Below are 15,081 nucleotides of genomic sequence, written 5' to 3'. Positions count from 1 at the left end.
CTAGCGGGTGTTGACCTCGATCACGCCGCCCTCGGCACCCGGCCTGCGGTACTTGGCCGGAATCATGCTCGAGTAGTAGAGGCGGATCGTCACGATCTCGTCCGCCGGAATCCGGCGTAGCGTGGTGACCGCGTCGTTCAGGTTGAAGTCGCCGTCCACGACGAGCATCGGCAGGTAATAGTCCTGGGTCTCTCGACCGAACGTCGAGCGGTCGTTCCCGCCCTTGAAGCCGATCTCACCCTCGAACACGATCAGATCCCGATGGTTTATAAGCGCTTCGTAGGCCGATTGGTATCCCGCTTCCCGGATCTCGCTGCCAGTGATGAGGAGCCGCGTGTACGTCCCCGGCCTACCGGCGCTGGCGCACGCGGCCGCCACCATCAGGACCATCGCGGTTGCGATCGCGGCTGATCTTCGCCTGCGCTCGTTCATCTCACGTCTCCTGCTCTGTTGGCGAACCGGAGCCCGCCGACAACGTTCACCGATCGCCGCCCGGTGCCCCGCCCGGCGTCCCTTCGGCGGCCCGCTCTTCGGCCGCGCGGGCCGCAATCGCGAGCAGCGTCTCCGGCGAATCGGCGTCTCTGAGGAGGTCCAGCGCCGCCTGCACCTGCGCGTCGCGGGTGACCCGGCTCCTGAGCTGCGGCACCTCGCCGAATTCCGACCCGGCCAATTCATCCGCGATGAGCCAGTCCACGTAGGTCTGCGAGCCGTCGAACAGGTCGCGCTCGACCTCGGCTCCGGCCGCCGTGAGCGCGTCCCAGATTTCGTCGCGCATGGCCTGCGTCACGGCGAAGCCTTCGTTGAAGTCGTGATCGTTCGCGTACTCGACCGCCCACCGGAACACGATGTTCCGTGGAATCGCCCCCGAGCGCGTCGCGAGACGCCGAAGCTCCTGCTCGTTCGTGGACAGCGTGTCGCGATAGACGACCAGGTCCGGCGTAATCCCTCCGCCGCCGTAGACCGTCCGTCCTCCCTCGGTCACGAACTCCTCGCGCTCCTCCGGCTCGGAGGGCGCGGCGACCGGCTCCCCGGACACCGCAACCGCGCTCGCCGCCAGTTCGCGCAGGGCGCTCTCGCGGTCGAAGTCCTTCGTGATCGACCGCCCCACCGGCGTGTACCAACGGGCGGTCGTGACCTTCATGCTGTTGTTCCCGGACAGGTGATAGAGCGTCTGCACCGAGCCCTTCCCGAAGGTGGTCGTCCCCACGATCACGGCGCGGTCGTGATCCTGCAGCGCGCCGGCCACGATCTCCGAGGCGCTCGCGCTGAGACCGTCCACGACGACAACCAGCGGCACGTCCGCGTATCGATCGCGGGATGGCGCCGTGAACACGTAGTTCTGGTCCGCCACCCGGGAACGCGTCTCCACGACTTCCCGTCCGCGGTCGAGGAAGAGATCCGTGATCTCGATGCCGGCGGGGAGCAGACCTCCCGGGTTCCGGCGCAGATCGAGGATCAGTCCGCCCGCTCCGCCCTCGACGAGGCCGTCCAGCGTCTCGACCAACTCCTCCTTGGCCCCGCGACTGAACCCGCGCAGCGTCGCGTAGCCGATCCGGTCGTCCAGCATGAACCCCTGTGCCTGACGCACCTGGATGACATCGCGCACGATGTGGATCGCGAGCGGCCGATCCACGCCCACGCGGGCAATCGTGAGGTTGACTCCGGCCCCTCGCTCACCGCGGAGGGTGTTGACCGCCCTGTCCACCGACCAGTCTTCGGCGGATTCGCCTTCGACCTCGATAATCCGGTCGCCGACCTCGAGTCCTTCGCGGACGGCCGGCGAATTCGGAAGCACCTGAACGACCGTGATCCAGCCGTCCTTGGGTTCGATCCGCACGCCCAGGCCGCCGTAGTTGCCGGTCGTGGTGAAACGCAGATCCTCGGAATCCCGGGGTTCGAGGAAGGTGGTGTACGGATCCCCGAGGTTCTCGAGCATCCCGTCGATGGCCATCCGGTACAGTTCGTCGGGCGACACCTCGTCGACGAAGTGCTCGGCGATCAGACGATGGATCTCATCGAGGAGTCGCCGGCTCTCTCCCGCTCCGGCGGTCCCGCCCTGGTTGATGAGCCAACCGCCGGTCGTGAGGGCGATGACACCCACCAGCAAGCCGGTCGTCCAGGATCGGTCCACTTTCATGCATCCTCCGTTCTGGCAGCCTTGTGATCGTCAATGTCTCACCCCGCAGTCAACGGCGAAAGCTCGGACCCCGAAAAGGATTCGGGAAACGTTCCTCCAGCAGCGCGAGGATGGCCCGCTCTACCTCATCCGGGGCGCCGGCGCCATCGACGACCTCAATCCGGTCATCGGTCGCGGCGAGTTCCAGATACCTCTCGCGCACGCGCTCCCTGAACGATCGCGCTTCACTCTCAATGCGATCGGGCGGAGGTGCAAAGAAGGCCAACTGATCAGTTTTCTCCTGGTTCTGCCACTGGCGGTCGAGCCCCACCGACACGCGAACGTCGATCACGAGATAGAGGTCCGGGAGCAAGCCGCCGGTCGCGGCACGGGTCACCCGCCCGACCGTCTCCGCGGGCACCCTTCTCGCCCACCCCTGATAGACGCGTGTCGAGAGCTCGAAGCGGTCGCAGAGCACGACATCTCCCCGCTCCAGCGCCGGACGGATGATCTCCTCCACATGCGCGCGGCGCGCGGCCGAGAAGAGTAGCAGTTCAGCGATCCCGTCCAGGCGCAGTTCCGGCCGCTCGAGGATCACCTCCCGGATCGCCTCCGCCGCCGCCGTCCCACCGGGCTCCCGCGTCGTCACGTGGGCGACGCCCCGCTCCGACAGCCGGCACGAGAGCCGTTCGATCTGCAATGACTTCCCCGCCCCCTCCGGACCCTCGAAGACGACGAAGCGGCCCAAGCCCGTCCCTTCACTCATTCAGTCGTAGTATTCGACGCCGAGGTGGGTGATCTGCCCTTCTCCCATCAACCAGCGAAGCGTGTTCTTCAGCTTCCAGTGCTGGATGAAGATGTCGTGCTCCGGGTAGAGTCCCGGGGCCGTCTGCGGCGCCTTGAAGTAGAACGAGAGCCACTCCTGGATCCCCGACAGTCCGGCCCGCGCGGCAAGGTCTAGGAAGAGGGCGAGGTCGAGCACGATCGGGGCCGCGAGGATCGAGTCCCGGCACAGGAAATCGATCTTGATCTGCATCCCGTACCCCATCCAGCCGAAGATGTCGAGGTTGTCCCAACCCTCCTTGTTGTCCCCCCGCGGCGGGTAGTAGTTGATCCGCACCTTGTGATACATGTCGCCGTAAAGGTCCGGATACATCTCCGGCTGGAGGATGTACTCGAGTGCGCCCAGCTTCGACTCTTCCTTCGTCTTGAAACTCTCGGGATCGTCCAGCACCTCGCCGTCCCGGTTCCCAAGGATATTGGTCGAGAACCAGCCGTGGAGCCCCAGCATGCGTGCCTTCAGTCCCGGCGCGAGGATCGTCTTCATCAGGGTCTGGCCCGTCTTGAAGTCCTTCCCCCCGATCGCCACGTCCTTCTCGGCCGCGAGGTCGAGGAGAGCGGGGATGTCGCAGGTCAGGTTCGGCGCTCCGTTGGCGAAGGGTACGCCTTCCATGAGCGCGGCCCAGGCGTAGAGCATCGACGGCGCGATGGCCGGGTTGTTCTCCTCCATCGCGCGCTCGAAGGAGGCGATCGAGTCGTGGGCCGGGCCCGGCTTCATGAAGGTCTCGGTCGACGCCGCCCACACGATCACGAGGCGGTCACACCCCTTCTCCTCCCTGAAACGGCGGATGTCCGCGCGCAGCTGCTCGGCGAGTTCACGCTTGTTCGCCCCCGTCTTCACGTTGGGGCCGTCCAGCTTCTTCACGTAGGCGCGGTCGAAGGCCGCGGGCATGGGCTCGATCCCCCGCATGAAGTCGGCCAGCGGGTCGATGTCCTCCGGCCGGAGGACGCCGCACACCTTGGCGGACTCGTAGGCGTTGTCGGGAATCGGGTCCCAGGCGCCGAACACGAGATCGTCGAGTTCGGCCAGCGGCACGAAGTCCCGGATCAGCGGGGTCCGGTTCTCGGTCCGCTTGCCGAGCCGGATCGTGTTCATCTGTGTGAGCGATCCGATCGGACGGTTCAGTCCGCGACGCGTGGCTTCCACTCCGGCGATGAAGGTGGTGGAAACCGCTCCGAGCCCGACGAGGAGGACGCCGAGCGTCCCCTCGGCCGGGGCGATGGCTTCGGGTGATCCAGGGGATCTGTCAGAGTCCACGATGGTGGTTCACTCCGTATCTGCTAGTCGGTTTTCGGTCTGGGTTCACCGTCCGGCCGCGTATTGCGGTACACCCACCAGATCCGCTGGAAGGCCGTCAGGTTCGTGAGAATGGCGAGAACGATGATCACCGCTCTGAGTACGAGACCCTGCTCTCCCAGCATGGTGGTTTCGCCGAAGATCAGCGCGGCGAAGCCGATCAGGATGACGCGTTCGGGACGCTGCATGAGACCGACATGGCAGTCGATCCCGAGCGCCTCGGCCCGGGCACGGGTGTAGCTGATCATCAGCGACCCGGCCAGGGCGAGCACGATCCAGTAGATCATCCCGACGTCGCCGAGCTCCATTCGATAGTCGTTGTAGAGGGAGAGGAGTCCCAGGTACACGACGATCTCGGACAGCCGGTCGAGCGTCGAGTCGTAGAAGGCGCCGAAGGACGAAGCGAGTCCGGTGCGGCGCGCGACCGTTCCATCCAGGAGGTCGAACACGCCGCCGAGCAGGATGAGGAAACCGGCCGTGCTCACATGGTGCTGATGAAAGAAATACCCGGAACTGCAGGTGATGAGGAAGCCGAGCGTGCTGATGAGGTTGGGGTGGACACGGCGTCTCGTGAGCCAGCCCATGACCGGCTCCAAGATGGCGCGCAGCGCGCGCTCTCCCAGATCGCGGACCGCCTTCATGTCGGGATGATTATCCGGCTTTCCTCGCCCTTCCGGATGCCCTCGCCGATCGCCCGGTCCACCCGGTCCATCAACTTCTCGAAGTTCGCCTGCGACGAGACGAGCGCCTGGTAGCGGGTGTTCAGCTGGATCCGCTCCTGCAGGGTCCCGAACTCCTGCTCCTGCTCCTCGCTCGGCTTCTCCCCGCGGCCGATCGCTTCCATCAGCGTCTGCTGCAGGTCGCGCATTCGGTTCAGCATCTCCGTCGCCTCGCGGTCCGCGTCGATCTCGCGGCGGGCGGCGCGAAGGTAGGCGTATTCCGGCAACTGGGAGATGATGCGACCTACCTCCCCCGCCTTCTCCAACATGCGGTCTCGTTCGTCCATGTCCCCGGCTCGAAACGGAATCAGGAAGCGCCGCGGGCCAGCGCAGCGAGACGCCGGCGGGCGGGAATCCGGATCGCGCGCGCCCGATCAGCCCCCATGCGGCGGGCCGGAGCCGGCAATCCGACGCCCGAGTATAACCCGGCCCCGGCCCCCACGCGACTTGCCGGCGCCCTCATGACTCCCCTCGAAATGGGTTGTCCGGATCCGCCCGAGGTTGCTCCGGCCGGGCCGCCTTGAGCGCCCTGGCGAAGCGGGGTCGGTCGGCCAGGTCCAGGGCGATTCGGGCTTCGGAAAACGACGTTGCCGCCTCCAGGAGTCCGAGGACGGCGTGACCCTGAGACTCGCCGATCTCGATGAAGAGCGCCCCGCCCTCCCGCAGGCGGGCGGCGGCGCCGGAGACGATCGTGCGGACCGCGTCGAGGCCGTCCGCGCCGCCGTCGAGGGCGGCCCTCGGTTCGTGGTCACGCACCACGGGGTCGAGTGCCGCCCACTCGGCGGTCGTCACATAGGGCGGGTTCGAGACGATGAGATCGAAGCGCTCGTCGGGGCCGAGCGCGGACCAGGTGTCAGCCGGGCAGGCGCGCAGTTCGAGCCCCTCCGCGCCGGCACGGCGGGCGTTTGCGCGGGCCAGGTCGAGCGCGGCAGCCGAGATGTCGAGGCCCACGACGCGTGCCGCGATGCCCTCGTCCAGAAGCGCGATCGCGATCGCGCCGGATCCGACGCCGATGTCGAGCGCTTCAACAGGCGCGGGCCGGGCGCGGTGCCAAGCGGAGATGTGGTCGATGAGCTGTTCGGTCTCCGGTCGCGGGATGAGCGCTCGGCCATCGGACACGAGGCGCACGCGCCGGAAGTCGACCGTGCCCTCGATGTGCTGTAGCGGCTGCCCCTCGAGGCGGCGGGCAACCGCGCGCGCCACATCCGCCGCCGCGAGGGGATCGACGCGTTCCCCGCCGGCGGCGCCGAGCTCGCTGCGGGACAGGGCGAGCGCCGCCGCCACGAGCCGCTCGGCCTCGGCACGCGGCGCCTCCAGGCCGGCCAGCTCGAGCTCGCGCCGCACACCCTGCACGATCTCGCGGCGCGTCGGACCCGCAGGGCGGCGCCCCGCCCCGCCCCGCGGCGGGCCCGTCATCCGGCCCCCGCCGCCAGTCGCTCCTCTACTCCCGCCAGCCGGAGCGCCTCGACGACCTCGCCCAGATCGCCCCCCAGGATGGCCTCGAGCCGGTGGCTCGTGAAGTGGATCCGGTGGTCCGTCACCCGGTTCTGCGGGAAGTTGTAGGTCCGGATCTTCATGGAACGGTCACCGGTCCCCACCTGCGTGCGCCGCTCGCGCGCCCGCTCGGCCTCCTGCGCCGCAACCAGTCGGTCGAGCAGCCGGCTGCGCAGCACTCGCAGCGCCTTCGCCTTGTTCTTGTGCTGCGATTTCTCGTCCTGGCACGAGACCACAAGTCCCGTGGGGCGGTGCGTGATCCGCACCGCGGAGTCGGTCGTATTCACGGACTGACCGCCGGGACCGGATGAACGAAACACGTCGATCTTGAGGTCGGCCGGGTCGATCTCGACATCGACCTCCTCAGCCTCCGGCAGCACCGCGACGGTCGCCGCCGACGTGTGGATTCGACCCTGGCTTTCCGTCTCAGGCACGCGCTGCACGCGGTGTACACCGGATTCGAACCGGAGACGGCCGTAGACGTCCGGCCCGCGCACCACGAAGACAATCTCCTTGAGCCCGCCGAGCGCGCCTTCGCTCGTGCTGACGAGTTCGACCTCCCACCCGGACTCCGCGGCGAAGCGGGCGTACATCCGGTAGAGGTCGGCGGCGAACAAGGCGGCTTCGTCCCCCCCGGTCCCGGCCCGGATCTCGACCACGGCGGGCCGATCGTCCAACGGGTCCTTCGGGACGAGGAGCCGGCGAAGCTCGACCTCGGCCGTTTCCCGTTCGGTCTCGAGTTCGGCCGCCTCCGCGGCAGCCAGGTCGGCAAGTTCACCGTCGGTTTCCGCCGCGACCTCGCGCGCCTGCCTCAGGTCGTCGAGCAGCTTGAAGTGGCGTTTCGCCGCCCGCGCCAGGCGTGCGAGTCCCGAGTACTCCCGCGCCAACTCCTTCAGGCGCGGCAGATCCGACAGCACCTCGGGGTCGGCCATGAGCCGGCCGAGTTCATCGCGCCGCTCGACGGCCTCGCGAAGACCGGCGACGAGCCTGTCACGATCCAACATCAGGCATCCGTCGCGGCCGCCTCCGCCTCTTTTTTCGCGGCTTCGCCGCTCGTGCGATCGCCATACTTGGCCAGGAACCTCTCCACGCGGCCCGCCGTGTCGACGAGCTTCTGCCGCCCCGTGAAGAAGGGGTGGCAGTGCGAACAGATCTCGACGTGGATCTCTCCCACAGTCGAACGAGTCTCCGTGTCCCGGCCGCACGCACAGGTGATCTTCGCCGGCGCGTAATCCGGATGTATGCCTGTCTTCATTGGTCTTCCTCGAGCTTCCATTCCCGCCCTGTCGGGCGTCGCCGAATCAATCGGAGAGAATATCGGTTCGTGCCCGCCTCCGGCAAACAATCTGCGCGATCATCCTCCGTCGGGGGTGAGCACTACCCGATCGGCGACGACGGCCTCCACACGGTCGCGCGAGAAATAGAGGGGGAAGAAGCGGTCCTTCGCCCAGCCCTCGAACAGGTTGCGGTACATGGGATGGTCGGGATCCCCCGCCTGTCCCGGCGTGTTGGTGAACACCGCGGCATCCCAGTCGCCCGCCTCGGTGATGACGCGGAAGGAAGCACCGGAGGTCTGGTTGTCGCCCCCACCCGTCTGGTTCACGGTGAAGCCGTTGCCGCCGCGCGGGAGCGGTCCCACCCCGAGGCGCGCGCGCGTCTCGGGGTTCGCGACGCCGGAGAGCGGATGCCGCAGGCGCACGTGCTTGAAGCGGGCATCACCGTAGCGCCACGGGTCCGCCCCGAAGCGCTCCTCCAGTCCGTCGAGCGCGCGTGCGAAGGTCCGGGCGAGGAACGCGTCGCGGCCGGCCACCGGGTTTCCGTCTCCCAGCGGCGCGAACCACGCCGGCGGCGACCCGAGCCAGTCGATGATCTTCTTCATCGAGAGACGGCCCAGCGAAGCACGAACTTCTGCGGGCACGACGAGCGGGACCATCTGGCTCTGGATCTCCCGCTCCCACGACACGTAGATCGCCGCTTCACGTGAATCCGGAGCCAGCTCGAAGTTCCAGTCGAGAAGCTCGCCGCGTGCCGCCTCGTCCCGCGCGGCGGCGGTCGTCGCGCCGGAAAGATCCACTCCGCGCAGCATGGGGACGAGCGAGCGCGCAGGCAGCGACACATAGTCCGTCGCCAGCTGCATCATCTCCGCCATCGTGAAGCGCCGGCCCGTCGCGAGGACCTCGTCGATCCGCGCGCTCCGAAAAGGATCGCTCCAGCTCCAGCCCACCGCGTCCCGGTGCTCGTAACCGGGCGGGACGAGGTTCTGGTTCGCCGTCGACCAGAAGCCCTTGGCAGGGTTGAAGACGTGCGGCTTGTGGCGGATCTCGAGGTAGCCGTCCCACTCGTACCGGCCATCCCCGGGTACCGGAACGAGCCCCGACCAGTTACGTCGGATGGGGGCGATCCCCACCGCCTGCCAGCCGATGTTCCCGTCGACATCGGCCCACACCATGTTCTCGCCGGGGATGTTGGAGTAGTTGCAGGCGTCCACGAACTCCTCCCACGTCTTCGCCTGATCCATGCGCAGGCTGGCGAGGTAGGGGGCGCCGCCGATCTCCATCCACCCGGCGCGGACCGCATAGGCGACGTGGTTGTCCCGGTCCTCGTACACCACCGGCCCGTGTCGCGTGTACTTGTGTCGGACGCGCACCGCGGTCTGCCCCCCGACCGGAATCTCATCCTCGATCACCCGCATCGCCTCCCAGGCACCGTCGTACCGGTAGCGGTTCGGGTTGTCCGGGTGGGTCTCGTAGACGTACAGGTCCTCCGCGTCCGTCTGGAAGACGGTGAGGCCCCAGGCGCCATGTTCGTTGTGGCCGATGGAGATGCCCGGCAGCACCGGCTCACCGCCGCCGATCACGTTCCAGCCCGGGCCGACCAGGTGCACGAGGTAGCGGAGCGAGGGCGCCGCCTGCACCCGGTGCGGGTCATTGGCCATGAGCGCGCGGCCGCTCAGCGTCCGCCTCCCCGCCACGACCCAGTTGTTGCTCCCGGTCGCGGCCCGCTCCGCTTCGAGGCGCAGCGCGTCCCCGCCGTAGCTGTCGTCCTCCGTCCACTCGTCGTCGTTCCCCTCGGAGGCGGCCGCGCGGAAACGCGGGGCGATGTCCTCCGGGCGGAATCGGACCTGGCCGCGGAACGCGCGGTAGACATCGAGGATCTCGCTCCGGAGCAGTGATCCGTCGACCGCGTCATCGAGTTCGATGTCCGGGTCTCCCGGATGAAAGTAGGAAACTTCCTTCACCTTCTCTGCTCCGACCCTCGCGACGGCAACGCCGAGGTCCAGCTCCTGCCCGATGTTCATGAGCAGACCCTGGTGCCGCGAGATCACGATCTCCGGCGTCCAGGCGGCAGGCGTGATGCCCAGCATCTCGAATTCGACCGGGAGGAGATCCGGGTCGCGTTCCGTCTCGGCGATGTACGCGTTGATCCCGTCGACGAACGCGCGGATGATCTGCGCCCCGTGTGGGTGATAGTGGTTCAGCTCCGCCTCCAGGTCGCCCCGGTACTGGAACAGCCGCGCACCCCGGTCCCGTTCGATCTCGCGGGCGCCGAGGATCTCGGAGACCGTGCCGGTGGCCTGGCGGCGCCACATCTCGAACTGGAACAGGCGGTCCCGCGCCGCGTTGTACCCCTGCGCGAAGAACAGATCGTGTTCCGTCTCGGCGTAGATGTGGGAGACGCCCCACAGATCCTTGAGGATCTCGACTCGCGCTTCGAGCCCCTGAACCCGCAGCGTCTCCGTCCCGGTCTCCTTCGGCCAGGTCGGCAGAAAAACGATGAGCGCGGCAAGAGCGACCACTCGAACCCGCATGCGACTCTCCCGTGATAAAGGTTGCGCGACCTAGGAGCCGGTGGCTCTCTGCTCCCCGGATTTCTCCTCGGCCGACCCGGACCTTTCGACGCTGGCCCTGAGCGCGGCCATGAGGTCGATCACCTGCGCCGTAGGCTCCTCCTCCGCCGGCGCTTCGATCTCGGCCCCGTCGGCCACCTTCTTCTCGATCGCCTCCAGCACGCGTTGACCGACCTCGTCCTCGTACTTGCCCGGGTCGAACTCATCCGATGCGATCTGCTCGATGAGCTGGACGGCCAACTGCAGTTCGGCGTCCTGGAGTTCGGCCTCCCCCGCCGGCACGCCGGTGATGTCACGGACTTCGTGCGCGTAGTGCAGTTGCTCGAGCACGAGGTGGTCACCCACCGGACGGACGAGGACCAGGTACTGCTTGCCGCGCGCCGCGTACTTCGCGAGCGCGGCCCAGCCCGTCTTCTTCATGGCGGCGCCCAGAAGCCGGTAGGCCTTATCGCCCCCCTTGCCCGCTCCGAGGTAGTACGTCTTCCCGATGTACGCCCGCTCGACCTGATCCACGGGCACGAACTCGACGATCTCGATCGCCTGGGTGGCCCGCGCCTCCAGCGCCTTCAGTTCCTCCGGCGTGAAGGTGACGTACTTGTCCCTGGCGAACTGATAGCCCTTGACGAGTTCCCGTCGCTCGACCGGATCCCCGGTCTGCGCGTCGACGTACTGTTGTTTCACGCGCGTCCCGGAGGGGGAGAGGAAGTTGAAGCGTACTTTCTGCGAATTCTCGGCCGACGAGAAGAGTTGACACGGGATCGAAACGAGCCCGAAGGAAATTGTTGCCGTCGCGATAGGTCGAGGACTCATGGCTTGCCGCGCCTCCGTTCCGTGCCGAACCCCTGGCAGCCCGTAGCGGGCCAAGATAATAGGTTCCGCAGCACCACGCCCCGCGCCGAAGGACGGATCGTCACGAAATGCCCCCCGAACGGCTGGAAGTCTACCGCGATAAGAGGGCCGCCGAGCGTACGCCCGAGCCCTTCGGGGGCGCGTCCGGAACCGGGGCGGGTGTGTTCGTGGTCCAGCTCCACGCCGCGAGCCGCATGCACTACGACCTGCGACTGGAGTGGGGCGGCGTGCTCGTGTCGTGGGCCGTCCCGAAGGGGATCTCCGCCGATCCCGCCGACAAGAAACTCGCGGTCCACGTCGAGGATCACCCGGTCGAGTACATCGAGTTCGAGGGCGTGATCCCGGAGGGCGAGTACGGGGCCGGCGAGATGATCGTGTGGGACCTGGGGCGCTGGATCCCGCTCGAGGACCCGGAAGAGGGGCTGAAAAGCGGCAAGCTCCTGTTCGAACTCCGGGGCCACAAGCTGCGCGGAGTGTGGACGCTGGTCCGGCTGGCCAAGGGCGAGACCGGCAACGAGTGGCTGCTGATCCGCGAGAAGCGCGGAGGGCACCCGATCCTGCCGGACGGGTCGATGCCGGAGACATCGATCCTCTCCGGCCTCACCGTCGGCCAGATGGCGAGACGCGAGGGCGGCTGGTATCCGGGCGCGGATCAGGCCGCGGCGGTGTCGCGAGCCGGCGCGCGCGAGGGGCCCGTTGAGCCTTCCGACGTCGAGTTCATGCTCGCCACGCCGCGGGAGGAGCCGTTCGACGACCCGGCCTGGCAGTTCGAACTGAAGCTCGATGGATACCGAATGCTGGCCGCCGCGCGCGGGGGCAGAGCGACTCTCCTCACGCGGAACAGGCACGACGCGCTGGCCAGCTTCCCCGAGATCGCTCGCTCGCTCCGCAAGCTGCCCTTCGAGCAGGTGGTGCTGGACGGCGAGGTCGTCGTGCACGATGCGACGGGCTATCCCAGCTTCCAGAAGCTCCAGACGCGGGCCCGGCTCTCGAAGCCACTCGACGTACACCGGGCTTCGTTCGTGACTCCGGCGAGCTTCTACGCCTTCGACCTGCTCGCGTTCGATGGCCGCGATCTGCGCGACCTTCCGCTCTCCGAGCGACGCAGGCTCCTGCGCGACGTGGTTCCGGAGGCCGGCCCGATCCGGTTCAGCGAGTACTTCGACGAGTGCGGCACGGCGCTCTTTCGCCAGGTGCAGGAGATGGGTCTCGAAGGGATCATGGCCAAGCGCGCCGATTCCCGTTACGTCGGCGGCCGCTCCTCCGACTGGCGCAAGATCCACGCGGGCCGCGAGTCCCATTTCGTCATCGTCGGGTTCACGAACCCCGGCGGGTCGCGCACCGGGTTCGGGGCGCTCCACGTCGGCGCCTACAGCCCCGCCACCGAAGGCGAAGCCGCAGAGGAGGATGGTCTCGCACTCCACTACATGGGCCGCGTGGGCACGGGCTTCGACGAGAAGAGTCTCTCGACGCTCCGGCAGCGTTTCGATGGGCTCAGAGCGGGAGAGCCCGCCTTCGTCACGCCCGCCCCCGCGGGAGACGAGCACACCTGGGTGGCCCCCGAACTCGTGGCCGAGGTGCGCTACAAGGAGGTCACGGAAGGGGGTCTCCTCCGGCACCCTGCATTCCTCGGGCTGGCGGGCGACGTGCTGCCCACGGATTGCCGTCGTCCCCGGGATCCGCGTGCCGCTCTGACCGACCCCGTTCGCGTGGACACGGCGGCGCCGCCGGTGGACGAGCTCCCGGTCTCGAACCTGGACAAGGTCTTCTGGCCGGATGAGGGCTACACCAAGGGTGACCTCATCGCGTACTACCGGGACATCGCGCCGTGGCTCCTGCGCTTTCTGGAAGACCGCCCGCTCGTGCTCACGCGATATCCGGACGGCATCGACGGGAAGTCCTTCTTTCAGAAGAACGCCCCCGGCTCTCAGCCGGATTGGGTGCGCACCGAGCCGATCTGGAGCGAAGGGTCCGAGCGCAATATCCACTACTTCATCGCCGACGATCCGGCCGTCCTCGTGTTCATCGCGAATCTGGGGGCGATCCCGCTGCATGTGTGGGCGAGCCGCCTGGGGAGCCTCGACCGCCCCGACTGGTGCCTCCTCGACCTCGACCCGAAACACAAGCGCGACGGCGAGGAGGTGTACGCGCCATTCGAGGATGTCGTCGAGGTCGCGCGGACGATCCACGCGCTGTGCCGGGACATCGGACTGCCGAGCTATCCCAAGACGAGCGGCTCGTCGGGAATCCACGTGATGGTTCCGCTCGGAGGACAACTGGACTACGAGCAGTCGCGGACGCTCGCCCTGCTGCTCGCGAAGACGGTCGCGGCGGAGATCCCCGATCGGGCCACCATCGTTCGGAACCCGTCGGGGCGTGAGGGAAAGATCTACATCGACTACGTCCAGAACGGGCGCGGACGACTCGTCGTGGCGCCGTATGCCGTGCGGCCGCGCGCGGGAGCCACGGTGTCCGCACCGCTCAGCTGGGCAGAGGTCGAGGAGGGGGTGTCGATGGAGGATTTTACGATCCGCACGATGCCGGAGCGCGTGCGGTCGCTGGATCCCGATCCGCTTCTCGGCGTGCTCACGGACGAGCCCGACCTGATGGGGGCGCTCGAATCGCTGCAGCGGAGGATGGGCGCGTGAGCGCCTCCGAGGGCCGCGGACCCACGCTCCCCGGGCGGCTGTCCGGGATCCCGGGCTTCGATATCGACAGGGTGGCGCGGACGGCGGAGGGCGATCCCGACATCCTCAGGCTTGAGAACCTGGACACCGACCTGCGCCCGCCCCCTGCGGCCGTGGCCGCCACCCGCGCCGCGCTGGAATCGCCCGCCGCCAACAGCTACCTGCCCTTCACGGGCCGGGCGGACCTCCGGGCGGCGGCCGCGCGGCACGTCGCCCGGCTCGCCGGGCGGCAGTACGACCCCGACCGGGAGTGCGTGATCACGGCGGGCGGCACGGAGGGCCTGCTCAACGCGCTGCTCGCGACCGTGGACCCGGGGGACGAAGTGATCGTCACCGACCCCACGTACGCCGGCATGCTGCAGCGTGTGCGCCTGGCCGGTGCGACCCCGCGGCTCGCGCCCTGGGTCTTCGATCCGGCCATGGGCTGGCGGCTCGACCTCGACGCCCTCACCGGGCGCGTCGGCGACCGGACCCGGGCGCTGTTCATCATGAACCCCTCCATGCCGTCCGGCGGCGTACTCGACCCCGACGAATGGGCCGCAATCGCGGAACTGTGCGCGCGCCACGATCTGTGGCTCATCTACAACGCGGCCATGGAGCGGATCCTGTACGACGGGCGGCCCTACCTGCACCCGGCCGGTCTTCCCGGGATGCGTGAGCGAACGATCACCGTCGGTTCCGTCTCGAAGGAGCACCGGATGATCGGCTGGCGCGTGGGCTGGGTCGTGGGACCGGCGGCGGCCCTTGCGGATGTGGCCAAGGTGGGGATCTACAACGTCGTCACCGGGGTCGGGATCGGGCAGCCCGGCGCGCTGGCGGCGCTGACCGCCGCGAATGAAGCGGATGACGTGGCGGCGAGCGTTCGGCGCTGGGAGCGGCGGCGCGACGCGGTGCTCGAAGCGCTGCGGGACTACCCGGTCCGCCCCGCCGCGGGCGGCTGGTCCCTTCTGGTCGACACCCGGGCGCTTGGGCTACCGGCGCGAGCACTCTCGCGACGGCTTCTGGCCGAGGGAGGAGTCGCCGCCACTCCCATGGACGCGTGGGGCGGACCCGGCGCCGCGTACCAGCTCCGCCTCGTGTTCAGCAACGAGCCGGTGGCCCGTTTCCGGGACCTGGGTGATCGTTTCGCCCGCATCCTCTAGTGTCGCGTCCCACATTTTTTGCTGGTCGCAGGTGTCAGTATTATGATTTAGTTTCTGACATTTCATTCCGAGGAGAGTCCGGTGACAACC

General features: G+C 68.1%; 13 protein-coding genes. 2 read left to right on the top strand and 11 right to left on the bottom strand.

Annotated elements, in window-relative coordinates; all coding sequences use genetic code 11:
• The 11 genes from ACN9M6_RS04865 to ACN9M6_RS04815 all read right to left on the bottom strand — a co-directional run bounded on the left by ACN9M6_RS04865 (nucleotide 1) and on the right by ACN9M6_RS04815 (nucleotide 11,123).
• Nucleotides 1-432, bottom strand: a complete 432-nt coding sequence (locus tag ACN9M6_RS04865) for a hypothetical protein (RefSeq protein ID WP_419161795.1) — start codon at nucleotides 430-432, stop codon at nucleotides 1-3.
• 46 nt (nucleotides 433-478) lie between these two features.
• Complete coding sequence (locus ACN9M6_RS04860) at nucleotides 479-2,137, bottom strand: S41 family peptidase (RefSeq protein ID WP_419161794.1); 1,659 nt, start codon at nucleotides 2,135-2,137, stop codon at nucleotides 479-481.
• Between the two features lie 49 nt (nucleotides 2,138-2,186).
• Entirely contained in the window at nucleotides 2,187-2,882 is a 696-nt protein-coding gene (tmk, locus tag ACN9M6_RS04855) for a dTMP kinase (protein ID WP_419161793.1), read from the bottom strand.
• Nucleotides 2,883-4,214: an inositol-3-phosphate synthase gene (locus ACN9M6_RS04850; protein ID WP_419161792.1), complete on the bottom strand. Its 1,332-nt coding sequence runs from the start codon at nucleotides 4,212-4,214 to the stop codon at nucleotides 2,883-2,885. It abuts the gene before it with no gap.
• Between the two features lie 23 nt (nucleotides 4,215-4,237).
• Nucleotides 4,238-4,894: a CDP-alcohol phosphatidyltransferase family protein gene (locus ACN9M6_RS04845; protein WP_419161791.1), complete on the bottom strand. Its 657-nt coding sequence runs from the start codon at nucleotides 4,892-4,894 to the stop codon at nucleotides 4,238-4,240.
• A complete protein-coding gene (locus ACN9M6_RS04840) occupies nucleotides 4,891-5,241 on the bottom strand; it encodes a YlbF family regulator (protein WP_419161790.1) in 351 nt (116 codons plus the stop codon). The genes ACN9M6_RS04845 and ACN9M6_RS04840 overlap by 4 nt, the downstream gene beginning before the upstream one ends.
• Nucleotides 5,242-5,431: 190 nt before the next feature.
• Nucleotides 5,432-6,388 (bottom strand): peptide chain release factor N(5)-glutamine methyltransferase, encoded by a 957-nt coding sequence (gene prmC, locus ACN9M6_RS04835; protein ID WP_419161789.1) that lies wholly within the window; start codon nucleotides 6,386-6,388, stop codon nucleotides 5,432-5,434.
• Entirely contained in the window at nucleotides 6,385-7,470 is a 1,086-nt protein-coding gene (gene prfA, locus ACN9M6_RS04830; protein ID WP_419161788.1) for a peptide chain release factor 1, read from the bottom strand. The genes prmC and prfA overlap by 4 nt, the downstream gene beginning before the upstream one ends.
• Complete coding sequence (gene rpmE, locus ACN9M6_RS04825) at nucleotides 7,470-7,721, bottom strand: 50S ribosomal protein L31 (RefSeq protein ID WP_419161787.1); 252 nt, start codon at nucleotides 7,719-7,721, stop codon at nucleotides 7,470-7,472. Before rpmE ends, prfA begins: the two co-directional genes overlap by 1 nt.
• A gap of 99 nt (nucleotides 7,722-7,820) precedes the next feature.
• Nucleotides 7,821-10,274: a penicillin acylase family protein gene (locus tag ACN9M6_RS04820; RefSeq protein WP_419161786.1), complete on the bottom strand. Its 2,454-nt coding sequence runs from the start codon at nucleotides 10,272-10,274 to the stop codon at nucleotides 7,821-7,823.
• 30 nt (nucleotides 10,275-10,304) lie between these two features.
• Nucleotides 10,305-11,123 carry a Ku protein gene (locus ACN9M6_RS04815; protein ID WP_419161785.1) on the bottom strand — a complete coding sequence of 273 codons (819 nt, stop codon included), beginning with the start codon at nucleotides 11,121-11,123 and terminating at the stop codon, nucleotides 10,305-10,307.
• A 107-nt stretch (nucleotides 11,124-11,230) separates the two neighbouring features.
• On the opposite strand from ACN9M6_RS04815, the gene ligD reads away from it, so the two are divergent.
• Together ligD and ACN9M6_RS04805 are read left to right on the top strand one after the other, a co-directional pair.
• Complete coding sequence (ligD, locus tag ACN9M6_RS04810; protein ID WP_419161784.1) at nucleotides 11,231-13,810, top strand: DNA ligase D; 2,580 nt, start codon at nucleotides 11,231-11,233, stop codon at nucleotides 13,808-13,810.
• Nucleotides 13,807-14,991, top strand: coding sequence for a pyridoxal phosphate-dependent aminotransferase (locus ACN9M6_RS04805; RefSeq protein ID WP_419161783.1), 1,185 nt, complete (start codon nucleotides 13,807-13,809; stop codon nucleotides 14,989-14,991). Before ligD ends, ACN9M6_RS04805 begins: the two co-directional genes overlap by 4 nt.
• Nucleotides 14,992-15,081: the final 90 nt, after the last annotated feature.

The organism is Candidatus Palauibacter sp. (genome assembly GCF_965197445.1).
Classification (GTDB): Bacteria; Gemmatimonadota; Gemmatimonadetes; order Palauibacterales; family Palauibacteraceae; genus Palauibacter.
Note: the sequence above shows the minus strand (reverse complement) of the source record. Positions and strands in the feature narration are given on the sequence as shown.

What these genes read in the sequence shown, in the direction of transcription:
- ACN9M6_RS04845 (WP_419161791.1), bottom strand. Translation starts at nt 4,894, where the DNA reads ATGAAGGCGGTCCGCGATCTGGGAGAGCGCGCGCTGCGCGCCATCTTG.
- ACN9M6_RS04840 (WP_419161790.1), bottom strand. Translation starts at nt 5,241, where the DNA reads ATGTTGGAGAAGGCGGGGGAGGTAGGTCGCATCATCTCCCAGTTGCCG.
- prmC (WP_419161789.1), bottom strand. Translation starts at nt 6,388, where the DNA reads ATGACGGGCCCGCCGCGGGGCGGGGCGGGGCGCCGCCCTGCGGGTCCG.
- ACN9M6_RS04860 (WP_419161794.1), bottom strand. Translation starts at nt 2,137, where the DNA reads ATGAAAGTGGACCGATCCTGGACGACCGGCTTGCTGGTGGGTGTCATC.
- rpmE (WP_419161787.1), bottom strand. Translation starts at nt 7,721, where the DNA reads ATGAAGACAGGCATACATCCGGATTACGCGCCGGCGAAGATCACCTGT.
- ACN9M6_RS04820 (WP_419161786.1), bottom strand. Translation starts at nt 10,274, where the DNA reads ATGCGGGTTCGAGTGGTCGCTCTTGCCGCGCTCATCGTTTTTCTGCCG.
- ligD (WP_419161784.1), top strand. Translation starts at nt 11,231, where the DNA reads ATGCCCCCCGAACGGCTGGAAGTCTACCGCGATAAGAGGGCCGCCGAG.
- ACN9M6_RS04815 (WP_419161785.1), bottom strand. Translation starts at nt 11,123, where the DNA reads ATGAGTCCTCGACCTATCGCGACGGCAACAATTTCCTTCGGGCTCGTT.
- prfA (WP_419161788.1), bottom strand. Translation starts at nt 7,470, where the DNA reads ATGTTGGATCGTGACAGGCTCGTCGCCGGTCTTCGCGAGGCCGTCGAG.
- ACN9M6_RS04865 (WP_419161795.1), bottom strand. Translation starts at nt 432, where the DNA reads ATGAACGAGCGCAGGCGAAGATCAGCCGCGATCGCAACCGCGATGGTC.
- tmk (WP_419161793.1), bottom strand. Translation starts at nt 2,882, where the DNA reads ATGAGTGAAGGGACGGGCTTGGGCCGCTTCGTCGTCTTCGAGGGTCCG.